Origin of the sequence: Bradyrhizobium sp. sGM-13 (assembly GCF_018398875.1) — a bacterium.
Taxonomy (GTDB): Bacteria; Pseudomonadota; Alphaproteobacteria; order Rhizobiales; family Xanthobacteraceae; genus Bradyrhizobium.
The window spans coordinates 1-20,087 of sequence record NZ_JAGWDK010000046.1; the positions used below are offsets into that span (position 1 = coordinate 1).

Genomic DNA, 20,087 nt, shown 5'->3' on the forward strand with positions numbered 1-20,087 from the left:
TTCCATGCCGTCGCAATCGGATGGACCCTCAGAAATGTGTGCATGCCCTAGTGCGCTCGCAGGGACGACGGAGAGTTACCCCACCGCGTCAAAACACCAGGCCAGAATGCCTTTCTGCGCATGCAGTCGATTTTCCGCTTCGTCGAACACGACCGACTGCGCGCCGTCGATCACCTCGTCAGTGACTTCCTCGCCGCGATGAGCGGGCAGGCAGTGCATGAAGATGGCGTCCGGCTTGGCCAGCGACATCAGCTTCGCATTGACCTGATAGGGCTTCAGCACATTGTGGCGATGTTCGCCGTCCTTGTCGCCCATCGAGACCCAGGTGTCGGTGACGACGCAATCGGCGCCGCGCACGGCGGCTTCGGGATCGGTGCCGAGCACGATCGGCGCCTGCGTCGCCTTGATCCAGTCCTTCATCGCCTTGTTCGGCGCAAGCTGCGGCGGGGTTGCGACATTGAGCTTGAACTTGAAACGCTCGGCTGCATGCGCCCAAGAGGCCAGCACGTTGTTGTCGTCGCCGGTCCAGGCCACGGTCCTGCCCTCGATCGGCCCGCGATGCTCCTCGAAGGTCATCAGGTCGGCCATCACCTGGCAGGGATGCGAGCGCCGCGTCAGGCCGTTGATCACGGGCACAGTGGCGTGCGCGGCCAATTCCAAGAGCGCGTCGTGGTTGAGGATGCGGATCATGATCGCATCGACATAGCGCGACAACACGCGCGCGGTGTCGGCGATGGTCTCGCCGCGACCGAGCTGCATCTCGGCACCGGTCAGCATGATGGATTCGCCGCCGAGCTGGCGCATGCCGACGTCGAAGGACACCCGGGTGCGGGTCGAGGGACGTTCGAAGATCATCGCCAGCGTCTTGCCTTCGAGCGGCTTCTTGCCCTTCTCATGTGCTTTCAGCTTCGCCTTCATGGTGGCGCTTAACGCCAGCATGTTGCGCAATTCATCCAACGGCAGTTCGTTGATGTCGAGGAAGTGACGGACGGACTTGCTCATCATCCCGCCGCCTTCTTCAACTGGCCAGCGGAGAGCGCGACACAGGCGCGCTCCAACCTTTGCACGGATTCCTCGATCTCGGCCTCAGAGACGATCAGCGGCGCCAGGAACCGCACCACATTGTCGCCGGCGCCGACGGTGAGCAATTTCTCGTCGCGCAACGCGTTGACGAGATCGCCCGACGGCACCACGGCCTTGACGCCGACCAGAAGCCCCTCACCGCGCACTTCCGACAGCACGGCGGGATAGCGGTCGACGACGGAGGCCAGTTTCTGTTTCAACAGCAGTGACATCTTCTGCACGTGATCGAAGAAGCCGGGCTTCAGCATCACGTCGAGCACGGCATTGGCGGCTGCGATCGCCAGCGGATTGCCGCCGAAGGTCGAGCCGTGTGAGCCCGGCGTCATGCCGCTTGCTGCTTCCGCCGTCGCCAGCACCGCGCCGATCGGGAAACCGCCGCCCAACGCTTTGGCCAGCGACATCACATCCGGTGTCACGCCGACGCGCTTATAGGCAAACAGATCGCCGGTGCGGCCCATGCCGGTCTGCACCTCGTCGAACGCGAGCAACAGGCCGTTCTCGTCGCAGAGCTGGCGCAGCGCCTTGAAGAAAGACTGCGGCGCGGAGCGTACGCCGCCCTCGCCCTGCACCGGCTCGATCAGGATGCCCGCGGTCTGCGGGCCGATCGCTTTCTTGACCGCTTCGAGATCGCCATGCGGCACCTGGTCGAAACCGTCCATCGGCGGCCCAAAGCCTTCGAGATATTTGGCGGAGCCGGTTGCTGCGAGCGTGCCCAGGGTGCGGCCATGGAATGCGCCCTCGAAGGTAACGAGACGATAGCGCTCGGGATGGCCCTTGGAGAATTGATAGCGGCGCACGACCTTGATCACGCCTTCCATCGCCTCCGCGCCGGAATTGCAGAAGAACACGAGGTCGGCAAAGCTCTGCTCGCAGAGCCGTGCGGCGAGCTTCTCGCCATCCGGCGACTTGAACAGGTTCGACATATGCCAGAGCTTCGTCGACTGCTCCTGCAGCGCCGCGATCAGGTGCGGATGGCAGTGACCGAGCGCATTCACCGCGACGCCCGAGGTGAAGTCCAAATAGCGCTCGCCATTGGTGGCGGTCAGCCAGCAGCCCTCGCCGCGTTCGAAGCCGAGATCGACCCTGGCGAAGACGGGGAGCAGATGCGACGTGGCGCTATTGGTCATGGCAATCACTGAGGTTTGAGACCAGCCTTTGAGACCTGCCGCGGGCGTGCATTGGCGCGAACGCGGCAACAGCCGGTCTTGCGAAAACGAAACGTGCCGCCTCTTAAGGGCGGCACGTGAGAGGCATTCTATGTGGGCGTGGGGCGCTGTCAACACGCCACGGAGCCGCTTTCCTGCAGTGCAAGATGCTGAAATCCGTAAGATTGCGGTGTGGTGGAAAACACGCAGTGAAATGCCTAGATGTCAGAACATGTGGACGTTCAGGCCCGGACTCTTGCGCCCGAGTCACGCCATATTGTAGCCTTTGGGCTGTCGGGTACGACATCTCGTGCGGCAGTTTTGATCCCTTAGAGTCCTTTTGTGCAGGCGTAAACGTTCGGCGCGGTTAGCGCGTCCGGCGAGGGCTAAGGGATTCTGACCGCAGGGATTTTTGAGACGAATGACTCGCCAGCGCTGCCCCCCGATTGGCCGGCGCGATGCGAAGGGAAGAGTACGATGACGGTTTTGACCTGGTCCGACGATCGCGTCGAACAGCTTAAGAAGCTCTGGGAAGCCGGACTGTCGGCGAGCCAGATCGCCGCGGAACTTGGAAATGTGACGCGAAACGCCGTGATCGGCAAAGTGCACCGGCTGGGCCTTTCCGGCCGTGCCAAGAGCCCCTCCTCGGCCGCCCCGCGGCAGCGCAAGGCACGCCCCGCCCAGCCGATGATGCGGGTGTCGCGCCCGGTCTCGCGCGGCAACACCGCGCTGGCACACGCCTTCGAAGTCGAGATGGAGCCGGATCCGATCGCCTCCGACAACGTCGTGCCGATGAGCCAGCGGCTGTCGCTGCTCGAACTGAACGAGGCCACCTGCCACTGGCCGGTCGGCGATCCCTCAAGTCCGGAATTCTTCTTCTGCGGCGGCAAGGCGCTCGCGGGCCTGCCCTATTGCGCCCACCACTCGCGCATCGCCTACCAGCCCGCCGCCGATCGGCGGAGGCAGCAGCCGAAGCAGACGAGATAAAGGCGCGGTTATCTCAACGTTGTCGTCCCTGCGGAAAGCAGGGACCCATAACCACAAGTGTCTGTGGTATGCTGAGCTGGAGCTCCAGCGCGTTTCAACAATCGAGATTTGTGGTTATGGGTCCCCGCGTTCGCGGGGACGACGGTGGAGTTAGCGAGGACGGCAACGGAGCGTTACGGCTCCACCTTCGCAAACCGGTCATCCAGCGCGTAACCTGCGCCGCGGACGGTGCGGAATAAGAGCGCGGGAGATATCTCAACGTTGTCGCCCTGCGAACGCAGGGACCCATAACCACTGGTGTCTGTGGTTATGCTGAGCTGGAGCTCCAGCGCGTTTCAACAATCGAGATTTGTGGTTATTGGTCCCCGCGTTCGCGGGGACGACGGTGGAGTTCGCGAGGACGGCAACGGAGCGTTACGGCTCCACCTTCGCAAACCTATCATCCAGCGCATACCCAGCGCCGCGGACGGTGCGGATCGGATCCTGTTCGCGGCCGGGGTTGAGCAGTTTGCGCAGGCGGCCGATGTGGACGTCGACGGTGCGCTCGTCGATATAGATGTCGCGGCCCCAGACGCTGTCGAGCAACTGCTCGCGGCTGAAGACGCGGCCGGGATGCTCCAGGAAAAATTCCAGCAGGCGATACTCGGTCGGGCCGAGATCGATCTGGCGGCCCGAGCGCGCGACGCGGCGTTTTTCGCGATCGAGTTCGATATCGCCATAGGTCAGCACGGTGGCGAGCCGCTCGGGGCTCGCCCGGCGCAAAAGGCCCTTTACGCGTGCCAGCAGTTCCGGCACCGAGAACGGCTTGACGATGTAATCGTCGGCGCCGGTCGCAAGCCCCCGCACCCGCTCGCTCTCCTCGCCGCGCGCGGTCAGCATGATGATCGGCAATTGCTTGGTCTCGGGGCGCGCCCTTAAACGGCGGCACAGCTCGATGCCGGAGAGCCCCGGCAGCATCCAGTCGAGCACGACGAGGTCGGGCACGCGCTCCTTCAGCCGCGTATCCGCATCGTCGCCGCGGCCAACGGTTTCGACCTCATAGCCTTCTGCGTCGAGGTTGTAGCGCAACAGCGTGGTGAGCGCTTCCTCATCCTCGACCACCATAATGCGCGCGCTCATCCTGCTCTTGCCTCTTTTGTTTGACGTATTCTCTTCACGCGAACCGGTTTCCACTTCGCTCGAAAGCGCTTTGTCAAGTATTGGGTACGGTCGTGGCAAACGTCGTCATGTCGCCCTTCGGGCGCTTGTCGAGCATCTGCTGACCCTCGATCATGTAGAACACGGTTTCGGCAATGTTGGTGGCGTGGTCGCCGATCCGCTCGATATTCTTGGCGCAGAACATCAGGTGGATGCAGAACGAGATGTTGCGCGGATCCTCCATCATGTAGGTGAGGAGTTCACGGAACAGCGAGGTGCAGATGGCGTCGACTTCTTCGTCGCCCTTCCACACCGTCATCGCCGCCGGCAGATCGTGCGCGGCATAGGCGTCCAGCACCGACTTGACCTGCGACTGTACCAGATCGGTCATGTGCTCGAGACCGCGCATCAGTTTCAGCGGCTGGAAATCGTTCTCCAGTGCCGCGACGCGCTTGCCCATGTTCTTGGCAAGGTCGCCGATCCGCTCCAGATCGGTGGCAACCCGCATCGCGCCGACGATCTCGCGCAGATCGATCGCCATCGGCTGGCGGCGGGCGATGGTCAGCACCGCCCGCTCCTCGATCAGATGCTGCAGGCGGTCGACCTCGACGTCGGTGGCGACGACGCGCTTGCCGAGCGGGATATCGCGGCGGACCAGCGCGTCGACGGATTCGGTGATCATGCGTTCGACCAGGCCGCCCATCTCGGCGACCAGGCGGGTCAATTCCTGGAGGTCGCTGTCAAACGCCTTGGCGGTGTGCTCGGAAGCCATATTCTATCTCCTCAACCAAACCGGCCGGTGATGTAGTCCTGGGTACGTCGATCACTGGGCGACGTGAAAATCTTGTTGGTGTCGTCGAATTCGACCAGCTCGCCGAGATACATGAAGGCGGTCTTGTCGGAGACGCGCGCCGCCTGCTGCATGTTATGGGTGACGATGGCGATGGTGTAATCCTCCGCCAGTTCCTGGATCAGTTCCTCGATCTTGGCGGTCGAGATCGGATCCAGCGCCGAGCAGGGCTCGTCGAACAGGATCACCTCGGGCCTGACCGCAACGGTGCGCGCGATGCAAAGCCGCTGCTGCTGACCGCCAGACAGCGAGAGGCCACTGGCGTTCAACTTATCCTTGACCTCGTTCCAGAGCGCGCCGCCGCGCAGCGCCTTCTCGACCCGGCCGTCCATCTCCGACTTGGAGATCTTCTCATAGAGACGGATGCCGAAGGCGATGTTCTCGTAGATCGTCATCGGGAACGGCGTCGGCTTCTGGAACACCATCCCGACACGGGCCCGCAGCAGATTGAGATCGAGCTTGGGGTCCAGGATGTTGGTTTGGTCGAGCAAGAGCTGACCGGTGGCGCGCTGACCCGGATAGAGATCGTACATCCGGTTGAATATCCGCAGCAACGTGGATTTGCCGCAGCCGGACGGACCGATGAAGGCGGTGACGCGATGGGTGCCGAGCGTCAGGTTGATGTTCTTCAGCGCATGGTGCTCGCCATAGTAGAAGTTCAGGCCGCGCGCGGTCACCTTCGGCGCGGCTTCGGGCAACGCCACCTGCGGGACCGGGCCGGCTGCGGAACTCACGGATACGGAGAGATCAGTCATTTGGATGTCCTCTCGGCGCCGAGAATACGCGCGCCAATATTCAAGGCCAATACGGTGAGGGTGATCAGCAGGGCGCCGGCCCAAGCCAGTTGCTTCCAGTAGGCATAGGGGCTCTGAACGAAGTTGTTGATGGTGACCGGCAGGTTCGCCATCGTCTTGGTCAGGTCCAGGCTGAAGAACTGGTTCGATAGCGCGGTGAACAACAGCGGTGCGGTTTCGCCGGCCACGCGGGCGGTCGCGAGCAGGACGCCGGTGATCAGGCCGGCGCGCGCGGCGCGATAGGCGATCCGCCGGATCACCAGCGAACGCGGCATGCCGAGCGCGGATGCCGCCTCGCGCAAGGGATTGGGCACCAGCCCCAGCATGTCCTCGGTGGTGCGCACCACCACGGGGATCACGATCACGGCGAGCGCCAGGCAGCCGGCAAAGGCCGAGAAGCCGCCCATCGGCACCACGATGGCACCGTAGATGAACAGGCCGATGATGATCGACGGTGCGCTCAAGAGGATGTCGTTGATGAAGCGGATCACCGAGGTGAGCTTGTCATGCTTGCCGTATTCGGCGAGATAGGTGCCGGCGAACAGGCCGAGCGGCGCGCCGATGCCGACGCCGATCACGGTCATGATGATCGAGCCGACAATGGCGTTACGCAGGCCGCCGTCGGTCGATCCCGGTGGCGGCGTGTCTTGCGCGAAGACCGCGAGATTAAGCCCGGTAAGGCCGTTGTAGAATAGCGTGAACAGGATCAGCGCCAGCCAGGTCACGCCGAACGCCGCGGCGCCCAGGCACAGGAACTTGACGATGATGTTCTTGCGACGGCGGGAAACGTAAATCGGGTTCATGTCACTTCCCCGCCTTCGTTTCCAGACGCATCAGCATCAGACGCGCGGCAGCAAGAACGAAAAACGTCAGAATGAACAGGAGCAGGCCGAGCAGGATCAGGCCCGACTGGTGCAGCCCATCGCTCTCGGCAAATTCGGAGGCGATTGCGGCTGAGATCGTGGTACCCGGCGCGAAGATCGAGGACTGAATCTTGAACGAATTGCCGATGATGAAGGTGACCGCCATGGTCTCGCCGAGCGCGCGGCCGAGCGCCAGCATGATGCCGCCGATCACGCCGACGCGGGTATAGGGGATGACGACGTTGCGGACGACTTCCCAGGTGGTGCAGCCGACGCCGTAGGCGGCTTCCTTCAAAACCGGCGGCACCGTCTTGAACACGTCGATCGAGATCGCGGTGATGAAGGGCAGCACCATGATCGCCAAAATCAGCGAGGCGTTGAACAGGCTGAGATAGGACGGCGGGCCGGCGAAGATCGTGCCCAGCACGGGGACGCCGTCGAACAGGCTGATCATGAACGGCTGGAAGTTATTGGCCAGGAACGGGCCGAGCACGAAGAAACCCCACATGCCGTAGATGATCGAGGGAATGCCGGCGAGCAGTTCGATCGCAAGGCCAATGGGGCGGCGCAGCCAGATCGGGCAGATCTCGGTGAGGAACACCGCGATGCCGAGCCCGACCGGAATGGCGATCGCCATCGCGATCACGGAGGTGATCAGCGTGCCGTAGACCGGGCCGAGCGCACCCAGCACCGGCGGATCGGCCGACGGCGCCCAGCGCTGCGTCCACAGGAAGGCCGCGCCATATTCCCGGATCGCGGGCCAGGCGCCGATGATCAGCGAAACAATGATGCCGCCGAGGATAAGCAGAACCGAGATCGCGCAGGCGCGCGTGATCCAGTAGAAGGTGACGTCGCCGAGCTTGAACGCGCTGAGAGCCTTTGCGCGATCGTAAGGTCCGGCAGCCTCCATTACGTCGCTTTCAACCGCCATTTCTGCCACGCCCAGTCCCCTGTACTTATAGCCCAATGACCCGGACTTCGGTGCACGGCTTTTTCGGCTCGTGCATTGTTGTTGCCTCTCTTGTCCCGAGAGGGGTGCTCAACCCGGGCATCCCGGGTTGAGCAGTCGTGTTGCGAAGCGCTGGCGCTATCAGCTCTTGATCTCAGCCGACCAGGTCTTTTCGATCAGCTTGACGACCGAGTCCGGCATCGGGATGTAGTCGAGCTCTTCAGCCATCTTGTCGCCCTTCTCGAAGGCGTATTTGAAGAACTTGATGGCTTCCTGCGCGGCGGCCTTGTCGGTGGCAGCCTTGTGCATCAGGATGAAAGTCGCCGCGGTGATCGGCCAGGAGGCGTCGCCGGGCTGATCGGTGAGGATCACGTAGTAGCCAGGCGCCTTGGCCCAGTCGGCGTTCGACGCGGCCGCCTGGAAGGTTTCCATGGTCGGCTGCACGGTCTTGCCGGCCTTGTTGATCATCGCGGTGTGGGTCAGCTTGTTCTGCTTGGCGTAGGCATACTCGACGTAGCCGATCGCGTTCTTGGTCTGGCCGATATTGCCGGCGACGCCTTCATTGCCCTTGGCGCCGACGCCGACCGGCCATTCGACCGCGGTGCCCATACCGACCTTGGATTTCCATTCGGCGTTCGACTTCGAGAGATAGTCGGTGAAGTTGAACGTGGTGCCCGAACCGTCGGAGCGGCGAACCACGGTGATGGCGTCCGCCGGCAGCTTCAGCTTCGGATTGAGCTTGGCGATCGCGGCGTCGTCCCACTTCTTGATCTTGCCGAGATAGATGTCGCCGAGCACTTCGCCCGACAGCACCAGCTCGCCTGGCTTGATGCCTTCGAGGTTCACGACCGGAACGATGGCGCCCATCACCATCGGCCACTGCACCAGGCCGTCCTTTTCAAGCTGCTCGGCCTTCAGCGGCGCGTCAGTGGCGCCGAACGTCACGGTCTTGGCCTGGATCTGCTTGATGCCGGCGCCGGAGCCGATCGACTGGTAGTTCAGACCGTTACCGGTCTCCTTCTTGTAGGCGTCGGCCCACTTCGAATAGATCGGGAACGGGAAGGTGGCGCCCGCGCCGGTAATGTCGGCCGCAAAGGCCGAGGTCGACGCGGCGACGAGGCCGGCGGCGACGATTGTCCTGACGAAATTCATGGTTGATCTCCATCTCCTGAGCGAAGCGCTGTTGCGCCCGATCGCGCTCATGCCGCCCGTGTAGGCGCGGTCGATAGAGCTTTTACGAAGGTTAGATGACAGTTGGATGACACATACAAGCAACTGAAATCGCTAGGGTTTATGCCGCCACCGGGGGTTTCACCGGGGGAAAACAGGCGGTAAAGGTGGCGCCGTTTTTCGGCACGCTTTCGATCAACAGCCGGCCGCGATGGCGGTTAAGAATATGTTTCACCAAGGATAACCCGAGGCCGGTTCCACCTTGCGCGCGGCTGTCGCCGACATCGACCCGGTAGAAGCGTTCGGTCAGCCGCGGCAGATGCTCGGGCGCAATGCCGGGGCCGAAATCGCGGACCGTGACGCGCACTTCCGGCGCGCCCTCTCCCGAGGCGACCTGGCTCAATGAGACGATCACCCTCCCGCCGGACGCGCCATATTTGAGCGCGTTCTCGATCAGGTTCTCGAACAGCCGCAGCAGTTCCTCGCGATCACCCGCAATAGCGACCGGCGTCTCCGGCAGATCGATCTCGATCGCGACCTGGCGTTCCCTGGCCAGCGGCTCCAGCCCGTCGGCGACCTGACGAATGATCGGAACGATATCGACACAAGCTTCGGGGCGGACATGCGCCGACAGCTCGACCCGCGACAACGACAGCAGGTCGTCGATCAGCCGCGCCATCCGTGTTGCCTGCGTATGCATGATGGAGAGAAAGCGCTCGCGCGCCTTGGCGTCGTCCTTGGCCGGGCCCTGCAGCGTATCGATGAAGCCGGACAACGCAGCGAGCGGCGTGCGCAGCTCATGGCTGGCATTGGCGACGAAGTCGGCGCGCATTTCCTCGACGCGTCGTAGCGGCGTCAGGTCATGGAAGGTCATCAGCATGCATCTTTCGGTGCCGCCGAACAGCGTCGGCACCGGCACCGGCGTGATGACCAGTTCCATCCAGCGGTCGACCGGCACCTGATCGAGATAGTTGGCGCGGCGCGGCTCGCTGGTCGCGATCGCCTCGCGCAACGCGGTGATGATCTCCGGGGAGCGCAGCGCGAACTGGGCGAGTTCGTTCTTGCGCAACGCTGGCGCGAGCTGGGCGGCCGCCGCATTGAGATGAATGACGCGGCCGGCGCGGTCGAGCAGCACGGCCGGGTCCGGCATGCCGGCAACGACCGCGCTGACGGCAGCAGATTCAACCGGACTGACGGCGCGGACATCCTCGCGGGAACCGGCGGTATCATGCAGCCGCCACGGCACCAGTGCTGCGGCGGCGATGCAGATGAAGACCGCTACCGCACGCGCCAGCGAGAGATCAGCCAGCAGCACCAGCGCGCATAGCGCCAGGCCGGCGGCCAACAGAATGATGGCCGAATGCCGCAACCGGTCCGGCCACGGTGCAAAGAAGGAGGAGGAGTTCGAATCGTCTATCGCCATGGACGTAGGCTTTCCTTCCGCTATTCGCGAGGCGCCCGCCACATCATCAGGCGCCGGTGTCTCCACGCTCGCGCACATAGACGGGGGCTTCATGCCTCGGCTCGGGGTCGGCGGCAGGCGCCAAATGGCGCAGGCGCTTCGATCGCGCGCCGATGATAATCTCCCGAAGCGTCAGCAAGATTACAGATATGACAAAAGGGCCAATATAGTAGAGGACGCGGAACAGCAGCATGCCGGCGAGCAGGTCCTCCCGGTCCATCTGCCAGAGGCCGACCAGCATGGCGGCATCGAACACCCCGAGCCCACCCGGCGAATGGCTGGCGAATCCCAACAGCGTGGCCGAGACGAAGATGACCGCGACGACGATAAAGCCGATATCAGGCTCGTCCGGCACCAGCATGTACATCGCCAGCGCACAGAACCCGAGATCGACGATGCCGATGGCGATCTGCAGCAGCGTAAGCGGGCCGCCCGGCAGGGTGACCGTCCACGGTCCGCGGCCGACGCTGCGCGGCTGGGCCCAGACCCAGGCGACATAGCCGACCAGTGCGATGATGATTCCGAACGCTGCAACGCGGTTGAGCCAGGCCGGCAGTTGATCGATCGAGGCGGCGGCTTCCGGGTGGTAGGCGATGCCCAGTCCCAATACCGCGGCATTGCCGAGCCAGAAGGTGAGCCCGGCGAGGAAGCAGATCTTGGCGACGTCGATCGCGTTCAACCCCCAGGCCGAATAAATCCGGTAGCGCACCGCGCCGCCGGTGAAGACGCTGGCGCCGACATTGTGCCCGATCGAATAGGAGGTGAAGGCAGCCAGCGCGTTGATGCGGTAGGGTATGTGGTGCTGGCCGATGGCGTGGACGGCGAACCAGTCATAGAAGGTCAGGGTGAAATAGCCTGCCGCCACGAACAGGGCCGCCAGCGCGATGCGGCGCGGTTCGGTGCCCTTGATGGCGTCGATCACCTCGTTGGCGTCGATGCCGCGGAGCATGTGATAGAGCACGTAGCACGCAACGGCGATGACCGTGATGCTGATGAGGACTCCGAGCTTATGCAGGACCTGTTTCTGGCGCAGAAACGAAGTTGCCCTGCGTATTGCTTCCAGCATCTACACCTCGAATTGCGCTTCTGCGACGACGGCAGTGGCGCGAGCCCCGCCGCCGCTACGCGGCTCCCTTGCCCCTCTGGTAGCGCGTTTTGGGCCGGAGTGGAATTCGCCTGACGACAATAAAACGCGCTTCTTCAACATATTAGCCGTAGTTGATGACGGCGGTAGCACAGTTTCGCTGCATTCCCGCCGCCCGATGGCGATTCTGGACCATAGCCGGGGCTGGTCAACAACCCGTGACAGTGACGGCGGAAAAGCTGGCCGGCTCATGATGCAGTCAAGCCGGCGGCGCACTGCGCGAGACCACCCAGTCGCGCAACCATGACCCGACCGCACAGCCGCAGAGGTAAAGCGCGAACATAATCAGGCCGAGATCGAGCCAATAGCCGAAACGGCCGGGCACCACGCGCGCGAGCGCGGCTGCGACCAGCGCCGCGACCAAAGCCGAGAGCGCCCACCGCCATTTCCGCGAGATGCCCTCGCCGTGCTGGACCACGGATATCCAGCCCATGCCGAAGCCGAGCAGCACCGATGCCAAGAGCCAGCCCCAGTAGAATGTGGTCAGATAGGCCATGCTCACTTCACCACGAAATCGATGCGGCGGTTCTGCGCCTTGCCCTGGTCGGTCTCGTTAGCCGCAATCGGCTGCGTCGAGCCATAGCCGACCGCGCTGAACCGGTTGGCGGGTAATCCCGCCTCGACCAGATAGTCGGCGACCGCTTGCGCGCGCCTCTCGGACAGCGCTTGGTTGGCCGCCTCGTCGCCGTCGGTATCGGTATGTCCCGCGATCTCGATATTGGCGGCCGGACAGCGCAACGCGGTTTCGATCAGGCGATCGAGCAGACCGGCGGAATCGGCAACGATGTCGGCCTTGCCGGATTCGAAGCGGATCCGGGCCTTGCCGAGCAGCTCGGTAAACAATTGCTGGCAGACCGTCGCATCCACCGGCGCCGCGGCCGGCTTGACCGAGATTTCCGGCTTGAACTGCCAGCCCTGCGGAAAGTCCTTGCCGAGGCCGGCGCGGATCTGACTGGCGGCGGCTTCATAGAGCGCATCGCCCGACAACTTCACCTCACGGTCGGAGACGACGAGCGTACCGGTCGACAGCCGCGACAGCGCGCCGAGCGCCGGCACCACCGCGTTGGCGAAGCCTGCGGGCGCGCCGATGCTCGTCTTGAGGTTGTCGACGACTTTTTCGCTGAAGAACTTGCGCCCTGCCGCCGCCACCAGCGCGGCGTGGACGCTGTTGTCGGGCACGTTGCCGGTCAGCGTCAGCGTTACCGCGACGGGATCCTTGTAGGCCTGGAAAATGTAGGGCGGTGCCTTGACCTCGTTGGCTGCTACCGAAAAACCCTCGGGAAGATTTTTCAGCGCGGCGGCAATGGCTTCGCGGCCGCCGAGTTCGCGCGCCATGCCGGACAGGCTGACCGTAGTATCCGACAGCGTGATCTTGCCGTCCTTCAGCTTGCCGATCTGGTCGAGCAGCAACAGCGCGGCATTGTCGAAACGCGGCGGCGCCCCGCGCGCAAGATTCGTCCGGTCGACCACTTCGACGCCGCCGAGGCTGGCGCGAGCCGCCTCCATCAGCCGGCCCTTGCTCGCCGGCAAGGGCGAACTGCCCGATAGCGTCACCCGGACGACGTCGCGTTCAGCCGACCAGACGAACGGCTTGGCTTCGGGAACGAGCCGGGTTTCGTCGTTAACCAAACGCACGCCCGGCACCGCTTCCACCGAAGCCACCGCACTCTGCCGGCCGTCTTCCGAGAACGCGTCTGCGGCCAGGGTCACGTCGCGGCCTTCGACTGAGATCCGCCGTTTATCGAGGATGGTGCCCTTGAGGGCTGCGGCCGAACGCTGCGCCAGGTCGATTTCCAGCGGTTCGGTGCTCGTCCACGCCGCGATAGCCCAACAGACGACCAGCGGAATGACACCCGGCCACCATTTGCTACTCCACTTGAAAAGTCCGCGCATTCGAGTTCCTGCCGGGTCCGGAACGGAGAGAAAACAAACCCTTGCGGGGCTGTCAAACCCGAAATGTCGCAGGTGCGAAAGGAGACGAAAATTGGTCCGGCTAACAGTTTCTTCAGCCGTCTGTCGCTAGTTTCGTCCCCGTAATTAACCGGGCAGCCCACATCTCGATGAAACTGCTTCGCAACACCGTCATTCGCGCCGGGCTGGAAGCGCTGTACTTCTCCGGAGCGCACCACCTGCTGCGACCAATCTTCGCAGGCGTCGGCATCATTTTCATGCTGCACCACGTCCGTCCGCGCGGCGACAGCGAGTTTCAGCCCAATCATCATCTCGAAGTCGAGCCGGAGTTCTTGCGCGCGATGCTCGAGCATCTTCGCGCGCTCGACGTCGACATCGTCACCATGGACGAGGTGCATCAGCGACTCCAGAAGCGGAATTTCGCGCGGCGCTTCGCCTGCTTCACACTCGACGACGGCTATCGCGACAACCGCGACTACGCTTTGCCGGTGATGCGTGAGTTTGACGCGCCCCTCACCGTTTACGTCACGAGCGACTTCGCCGAAGGCACCGGAAGGTTGTGGTGGGTCGCGCTCGAAAAGGCGATCGCCAAGACTTCCTCGATCGAAGTCCCGATCGGCGGCACAGCAACCCGCCTCGATACCTCGACGCCGGCAGCCAAGCAGGCCGCCTTCGATCGCGTGCACGACTGGCTGCGCCGACTGCCGGGCGAACACGACCTGCAGCGCGAAATCTCCGCGCTATGCACGCGCCATGACGTCGATGAGTCTCTCATCGCCCGCGATCTCTGCATGTCCTGGGAGGAATTGAAGGCGTTCGCGGACGATTCCTTGGTGACGATCGGCGCGCATACGGTCACGCATTGCCATCTGGCGCGGCTGAGCGAAGAGACCGCCTGGCTCGAACTGACCGAAAGCCGCACGCGGATCGAGGCTAAGTTGCAGCGGCCGGTGCTTCATCTCGCCTATCCCTATGGCGACCGGATCGCCGCGGGCCAGCGCGAATTCGCCCTGGCGAAAGCGGCGGGATTCAAGACGGCAGTCACGACGCGGCCCGGCATGATCTTCGCCGAAAGCGCCGACCACATGACCGCGCTACAGCGGGTCTCGCTGAACGGCAACTACCAGGACGAACGGATCATCCCCGTCCTGACCTCCGGCGCCGCCACCGCGATGTGGAACGGCTTTCGCCGCATCGACGCGGCGTAAGCTCTATCGATCGTCCCTGCGAACGCAGGGGACCCATACGCCCGCGGCTCATCAGTTGATGCGATGTGGGAGTCATCTACCAAAACAATTACCGCTTGTGGTTATGGGTCCCTGCGTTCGCAGGGACGACGAAACTGGTGTCCTTGACTCGCCTTGCTCCCACGCCCAAAACCTCCGGCAAAGCAAATGGAGGAACGCAATGTTCAAGGATCTGTTCTCGCTACAGGGCCGCATCGCGCTGGTGACGGGCGGCTCGCGCGGCATTGGCAAGATGATCGCGGCTGGCTTTCTCGCGCAGGGCGCGGCGAAGGTTTACATCACCGCGCGCAAGGCAGGTCCCTGCGAGGCGACCGCCAAAGAACTCACCGCCGCCTATGACGGCGAATGCATCGCACTGCCGATCGACATCTCGACGGTCGAAGGCTGCGAAAGGCTGGCATCCGAAATCATCAAGCTGGAGCCGAAGCTCGACATCCTCGTCAACAATGCCGGCGCGGCGTGGGGCGCGGAATTCGACGAATTCCCGGAAAGCGGCTGGGACAAGGTGATGAACCTCAACGTCAAGTCGCTGTTCTTCCTGACCAAGGCGCTGGCGAAACCGCTGCGTGCGGCGGCCTCGCCGGATCGTCCCGCCAAGGTTATCAACATCGCCTCCATCGACGGCATCTTCGTCAACCCGACGGAGACCTATTCCTATGCGGCAAGCAAGGCTGCGGTGATCCATCTGACGCGGCGCATGGCGACCAAGCTGATCAAGGACAATATCAACGTCACCGCGATTGCGCCGGGCGCCTTCAAGTCCGACATGAACCGCGCCGCGCGCGACCACGCCGATGAAGTGGCAAAGCGCGTTCCGGCACGGCGCGTCGGCACCGACGAGGATATGGCGGGTGTAGCGATCTATCTTGCCTCGCGCGCAGGGGATTATGTTGTCGGCAATACGATCGCAGTGGACGGCGGCGTGGTGTACGCGACGGCGGGGAGCGAGATTGCGGGGTAGTGCGGCTTCTATAACCGGCGTCGTCCCGGCGAACGCCGGGACCCATACCGCGTGATGCATCAATTGCGCACGATGGCAGACGCCATGCCAAAACAACAGCGCCCGGTGGTTATGGGCCCCGGCTCAAGGCCGGGGCGACGGAGAGATCACGGCTCGTCCTTCGTATATTCGACATCCGCCTTCGGCGCGTTAGGCAACTCGCGCTCCAGCGCTTCGCGGTAGCGCAGGCAGCCTCGCAAAAATTTCGGCCAGGGCGGGACGGCCACCTCGGGCGTAACTCGCTCGGGCAATAGCCCCCAAAGATTGGGATGGTGCCAGCACAGATCGTGACCGGTGCTGTCGCGGTGCGCGCGTATGCCAGCCCTTAGACGCCTCACCTCCGCGACCAACTGGTCGCGGTCCATTGCTTCAAGATCCTGATCGGGGTCCATGTTGCTGCTCCCCGATTTAAGGGGCGGTTCAGGTTTCGATCTTCACGTACTCGAAATCGCCGGGCTTGTTGTCGATGCCGACTTTCGGCGGCGAGATCCAGGAAGCGTATTGGCCGGCTTCAGTGACCGGCTTCATCAGCGAGGCGATGAAGTCGCCGTCCTGCGACGAAGGCAACCATTCGCCCTTGCGTTGGTTCCAGGTGTCGTCGTCGATCAGGACGCCGTCGGGCGTGGCATGGACGTCCTTGAACTCGCCGATCTGTCGGTGGAACGCGACATTCGGCAGGGTCAGCTTGTACTGATAGCCCGCGGTCGAGATCACCTTATTCCAGCGCAGCATGCCTTTGACGCAATCCTGCGTGTAGTCGTCCCGCAGCCGCATGTTGAGCGCGGTCAGCGCCGGCTCGTCGACCCGCTTGATCACGCCGTCGATCAGCTTGAGCACCGGATAGGTGGCGTTCTTGAGCTGGTGGTCGTCGTCGATCTGGGTTTCCTTGTAGCGGCCCTTGATGCCGGCGTTGAAGGCATTCGCCGCGTTGGTCGAGACTTCCGAACCAAAGAGATCGAGCGACAGCGAATAGTGCAGGTTCAGCTTCTTCTGGATGGTCGGCAGATCGATCACGCCGAGCGCGCGGACCTTGGCGACATCGGTCGGATCGGTGATGCCGGCCGCCTTCATCGCCTCGCAGGTGCGCTGCACGACGCGGCTGATGCCGGTCTCGCCGACGAACATGTGATGGGCCTCTTCGGTCAGCATGAAGCGGCAGGTGCGCGACAGCGGGTCGAAGCCGGATTGCGCGAGGCTGTGCAACTGCATCTTGCCGTCGCGGTCGGTGAAATAGGTGAACATGAAGAACGACAGCCAGTCCGGCGTCGCCTCGTTGAAGGCACCGAGCATGCGCGGGGAATCCGCATCGCCCGAGCGGCGGCGCAACAAATCGTCGGCCTCCTCGCGGCCGTCGCGGCCGAAATATTTCTGCAGCAGATAGACCATCGCCCAGAGATGGCGGCCTTCCTCGACATTGACCTGGAACAGGTTGCGCAGGTCGTAGAGCGAGGGCGCGGTCTTGCCGAGATGGCGCTGCTGCTCGACGGAGGCGGGCTCGGTGTCGCCCTGGATCACGATCAGGCGGCGCAGCGTGGCGCGATGTTCACCGGGGACTTCCTGCCAGGCCGGCTTGCCGTAATTCTCGCCGAAGGGAATGACGCGATTTTCTTCCTGGGGAGCAAGAAGGATGCCCCAGCGATATTCCGGCATCTTGACGTAGTCGAACTTGGCCCAGCCGCGCGGATCGACCGAATAGGCGGTGCGCAAGTAAACCAGCGACTGCTGAAAACCTTCCGGCCCCATGTCGCCCCACCAATCCATGTAACCGGGATGCCAGCCCTCCAGCGCCTTCAGCACCTGGCGGTCTTCGCTGAGATTGACGTTGTTGGGGATTTTGGTCGAATAGTCGACATTCATGTAATTCATGGCCTGCTCCTTGGTCGCTCTCGTGTCCCGGACGCGGTGCGACGCGAAGCGATGCGCCGCAGAGCCGGGACCTGTTCAGTGACGGCCGAAATCGGTCCCGGTTCTGCACAGCGGCACTTCGCGCCGCAGTGCGCCCGGGACACGGACTCAAACCCGCGTCATATCGAATTGCGCCTTCTGGCCGGTGCCGTAGCGGCGCAGCGCGCCTTCTTCGCCGACCGCGTTGGGGCGCTGGAAGATCCAGTTCTGCCACGCCGTGAGGCGCGAGAAGATTTTCGATTCCATGGTCTCGGGACCAACGAAGCGCAGATTCGCTTCCATGCCGGTGAGGCCGTCGGGCGAGAAGGAGGTGCGCTCTTCCAGGAACACCCGCACCTCGTCGTCCCAATCGATGTCGTCGAGCGCGAAGGTGACCAGACCGAGCTCTTCGGCTTCCTCCGCGTCGAGCGTCGTGCCGATGGTGGCCTCCGCGCGTTCCAGATCGGACGGATCGGCCTGGAATCGCGATTGCAGGCGGGTCAGGCCGTGGCTCATCGGGTAGGGGCCGAAATTCAGCGCGGTCAGCTGGATCGCCGGCGGCGGGCGGTTGTCGCCCTGACGTGAGCCGATCAGCATGTAGGAACGGTCGGCGGCAAACACGAGTTCGGCGAGCGTGCCGGCAAAGCAGGAGCCGGGCTCGACCAGCGTCACCAGCGTGCGCGAGGTGACGTCGATGCGCTTCAACACCCGTTTCCAATAATGCCTGATCTCGTTGACCAGCCAGTGCGTCTTGTTGGCTTCGAGGAAGGCGTCGCAAGCGACCACATTGGCGGGGTCGCCGTGCGACTTGAACACCAGCATCGCGATTTCGAGTTCGTTGATGCGCAAGTGAAGAATTGCATCATCGAGCTCGCGCGCCACCTGGAGCGGCCAGAACGACGCGCCCTGCCCGATCAGGCCGTCGATATCATCAGGCGGCGCTGCCTCCGGCGCCTTGATCGAAATGGTCGCAATGCGCGCCGCGCGGTCGATGTCGACGCTGACAAAGCCGTAGCGGATGCCGGCCTCGTCGATGGTGCGGTTGAGCGGCGCAAGCGTGATGCCCTTGCCACTGCCGTTGCGCTTCGAGCTGGCGGCGAATTCCTTGGCGCGCTCGGCGATCTTGGCCTCGAGCTTGCTGTTCGGCGCGATTTCATCGACCAGCCGCCACGCGACGGCGCGCTTGCCTTTAATTCCTTCCTCGATGGTGCAGAAGAAGTCGGCATGGTCGCGGCGCACCTTGCGCTTGTCGACCACGCGGGTCAGACCGCCAGTGCCCGGCAACACCGCGAGCAACGGCACTTCCGGCAGCGCCACCGCAGCGGCGCCATCATCGGCCAGGATGATGTGATCGGTCGCGAGCGCCAGCTCATAGCCGCCGCCGGCCGCGGTGCCGTTGACGACGGTGATGAAGCGCTGCCCGGAGTTTTCCGATGAATCTTCCAGGCCGTTGCGGGTCTCGTTGGTGAATTTGCAGAAATTGACTTTATGGGCGTGGGTCGCACCCGCCAGCATGCGGATGTTGGCGCCGGCGCAGAACACCCGGTTCTTGCCGGAACGCATCACCACCACTTTCACTTCAGGATGTTCGAAGCGCAGCCGCTGCACGGCGTCAGCGAGCTCGATGTCGACGCCGAGATCGTAGGAATTCAGCTTGAGCTGATAGCCCTCGAACAGGCCGGCATTCTCGTCGACGTCCATGGTGAGGGTTGCGACCTCGCCCTCCACCGCCAGCTTCCAGTGACGGTAGCGCGACGGATCGGTTTGGAAATCGATGTATTTCGCTCCCCCCGCAAGGACGCGATCTTCACCGGCCATGAGCCACCCTCTGTCGTTTTCTCAGGATTTGTTTGGTTCGTTGCATGCACAATAGTGCATGTTTTGGACTGAGTCTAGCCAAAAGCGCCGGAACATGCATTTTGTTTCATGTTCGGCCAGCGGCCGCAAAGGCGATCGAATCGGCCTTGGCGAGCTGCGGCTGCTCCAGCTTGGCTTTGATGAGGCCCGCCAGGGCGGCAACCGGAAAGCTGTCGGCAAAGCCGGCGCCGCCGACATTGCGCATACCGAGCGCCTTGAGTTCGCCGAGCGCTTCACCGAATAGCCGGACCGCAACGTGCGGCTTTTGCATGCGCAGCCGCAGATTGGCGGTCGTGATCAGGATGCTGGCGCGCAGCAAAATCCGCTCGCGGCCGCCCTGCGGCGCCGCCGCCCATACCGCTTCCAGGATCTCCTGCGATTCCCAGAAATAGCCGTGGTCGTTGAGCGCCATGCCGTAGCGCAGCGCCGGGTGGCGCGCCGGCACGTAGCCCTGGAAGCGCGCCGGCACCAGTGCTGCAATCTGTGCCAGCGTTTCGTAATCGGCGGCGGCTTCCTTGGACTGGCCGGGCACATAAGCCCATCGCGGCAACGGCAGATGACCGATGCCTGAGGGCGGCGCAGTCATCGGAACAGCGCCTCGGCA

The 20,087-nt window shown here is 63.4% G+C and carries 19 protein-coding genes; 3 read left to right on the plus strand and 16 right to left on the minus strand.

The window, feature by feature from the left end; genetic code table 11:
- Nucleotides 1–75: 75 nt before the first annotated feature.
- Nucleotides 76–1,002, minus strand: a complete 927-nt coding sequence (argF, locus tag KJQ96_RS34345; protein WP_213290673.1) for an ornithine carbamoyltransferase — start codon at nt 1,000–1,002, stop codon at nt 76–78.
- Nucleotides 1,002–2,210, minus strand: coding sequence for an aspartate aminotransferase family protein (locus KJQ96_RS34350; protein WP_213290674.1), 1,209 nt, complete (start codon nt 2,208–2,210; stop codon nt 1,002–1,004). Before KJQ96_RS34350 ends, argF begins: the two co-directional genes overlap by 1 nt.
- A 495-nt stretch (nt 2,211–2,705) precedes the next feature.
- Between KJQ96_RS34350 and KJQ96_RS34355 the strand changes: the two genes are divergently transcribed.
- On the plus strand, nt 2,706–3,215 hold the full coding sequence (locus tag KJQ96_RS34355; protein ID WP_213290675.1) for a GcrA family cell cycle regulator: 510 nt from the start codon (nt 2,706–2,708) through the stop codon (nt 3,213–3,215).
- 414 nt (nt 3,216–3,629) lie between these two features.
- Here the strand turns inward: KJQ96_RS34355 and phoB are convergent, their stop codons facing one another.
- The 10 genes from phoB to KJQ96_RS34405 all read right to left on the minus strand — a co-directional run bounded on the left by phoB (nt 3,630) and on the right by KJQ96_RS34405 (nt 13,477).
- On the minus strand, nt 3,630–4,334 hold the full coding sequence (gene phoB / locus KJQ96_RS34360; protein ID WP_028351834.1) for a phosphate regulon transcriptional regulator PhoB: 705 nt from the start codon (nt 4,332–4,334) through the stop codon (nt 3,630–3,632).
- A 73-nt stretch (nt 4,335–4,407) separates the two neighbouring features.
- On the minus strand, nt 4,408–5,124 hold the full coding sequence (phoU, locus tag KJQ96_RS34365; protein WP_213290676.1) for a phosphate signaling complex protein PhoU: 717 nt from the start codon (nt 5,122–5,124) through the stop codon (nt 4,408–4,410).
- An 11-nt stretch (nt 5,125–5,135) separates the two neighbouring features.
- Nucleotides 5,136–5,957, minus strand: a complete 822-nt coding sequence (gene pstB, locus KJQ96_RS34370; protein ID WP_213290677.1) for a phosphate ABC transporter ATP-binding protein PstB — start codon at nt 5,955–5,957, stop codon at nt 5,136–5,138.
- Complete coding sequence (gene pstA, locus KJQ96_RS34375) at nt 5,954–6,799, minus strand: phosphate ABC transporter permease PstA (protein ID WP_213290678.1); 846 nt, start codon at nt 6,797–6,799, stop codon at nt 5,954–5,956. The genes pstB and pstA overlap by 4 nt, the downstream gene beginning before the upstream one ends.
- Before the next feature lies 1 nt (nt 6,800).
- Complete coding sequence (gene pstC, locus KJQ96_RS34380; protein WP_375293236.1) at nt 6,801–7,799, minus strand: phosphate ABC transporter permease subunit PstC; 999 nt, start codon at nt 7,797–7,799, stop codon at nt 6,801–6,803.
- A gap of 150 nt (nt 7,800–7,949) precedes the next feature.
- Nucleotides 7,950–8,960, minus strand: a complete 1,011-nt coding sequence (gene pstS / locus KJQ96_RS34385; protein WP_213290680.1) for a phosphate ABC transporter substrate-binding protein PstS — start codon at nt 8,958–8,960, stop codon at nt 7,950–7,952.
- A 139-nt stretch (nt 8,961–9,099) separates the two neighbouring features.
- Complete coding sequence (locus KJQ96_RS34390) at nt 9,100–10,401, minus strand: ATP-binding protein (protein ID WP_213290681.1); 1,302 nt, start codon at nt 10,399–10,401, stop codon at nt 9,100–9,102.
- A 46-nt stretch (nt 10,402–10,447) separates the two neighbouring features.
- Nucleotides 10,448–11,506: a lysylphosphatidylglycerol synthase domain-containing protein gene (locus KJQ96_RS34395; RefSeq protein WP_213290682.1), complete on the minus strand. Its 1,059-nt coding sequence runs from the start codon at nt 11,504–11,506 to the stop codon at nt 10,448–10,450.
- Nucleotides 11,507–11,783: 277 nt separating this feature from the next.
- Entirely contained in the window at nt 11,784–12,080 is a 297-nt protein-coding gene (locus KJQ96_RS34400) for a hypothetical protein (RefSeq protein ID WP_028351847.1), read from the minus strand.
- A 2-nt stretch (nt 12,081–12,082) separates the two neighbouring features.
- Nucleotides 12,083–13,477 carry an OmpA family protein gene (locus KJQ96_RS34405; RefSeq protein WP_213290683.1) on the minus strand — a complete coding sequence of 465 codons (1,395 nt, stop codon included), beginning with the start codon at nt 13,475–13,477 and terminating at the stop codon, nt 12,083–12,085.
- A gap of 167 nt (nt 13,478–13,644) precedes the next feature.
- On the opposite strand from KJQ96_RS34405, the gene KJQ96_RS34410 reads away from it, so the two are divergent.
- On the plus strand, nt 13,645–14,703 hold the full coding sequence (locus tag KJQ96_RS34410) for a polysaccharide deacetylase family protein (RefSeq protein WP_213290684.1): 1,059 nt from the start codon (nt 13,645–13,647) through the stop codon (nt 14,701–14,703).
- A gap of 199 nt (nt 14,704–14,902) precedes the next feature.
- Nucleotides 14,903–15,703 (plus strand): SDR family oxidoreductase, encoded by an 801-nt coding sequence (locus KJQ96_RS34415; protein ID WP_213290685.1) that lies wholly within the window; start codon nt 14,903–14,905, stop codon nt 15,701–15,703.
- Between the two features lie 146 nt (nt 15,704–15,849).
- Here KJQ96_RS34415 and KJQ96_RS34420 read toward each other — a convergent pair whose 3' ends face one another.
- The 4 genes from KJQ96_RS34420 to KJQ96_RS34435 form a co-directional block, all read right to left on the minus strand.
- Entirely contained in the window at nt 15,850–16,134 is a 285-nt protein-coding gene (locus tag KJQ96_RS34420) for a hypothetical protein (RefSeq protein ID WP_213290686.1), read from the minus strand.
- Between the two features lie 28 nt (nt 16,135–16,162).
- Nucleotides 16,163–17,599: a benzoyl-CoA 2,3-epoxidase subunit BoxB gene (boxB, locus tag KJQ96_RS34425; RefSeq protein ID WP_213290695.1), complete on the minus strand. Its 1,437-nt coding sequence runs from the start codon at nt 17,597–17,599 to the stop codon at nt 16,163–16,165.
- A gap of 156 nt (nt 17,600–17,755) precedes the next feature.
- Complete coding sequence (boxC, locus tag KJQ96_RS34430) at nt 17,756–19,444, minus strand: 2,3-epoxybenzoyl-CoA dihydrolase (RefSeq protein ID WP_213290687.1); 1,689 nt, start codon at nt 19,442–19,444, stop codon at nt 17,756–17,758.
- A 106-nt stretch (nt 19,445–19,550) separates the two neighbouring features.
- Nucleotides 19,551–20,069 (minus strand): DUF309 domain-containing protein, encoded by a 519-nt coding sequence (locus KJQ96_RS34435; protein ID WP_213290688.1) that lies wholly within the window; start codon nt 20,067–20,069, stop codon nt 19,551–19,553.
- Nucleotides 20,070–20,087 lie beyond the last annotated feature (18 nt).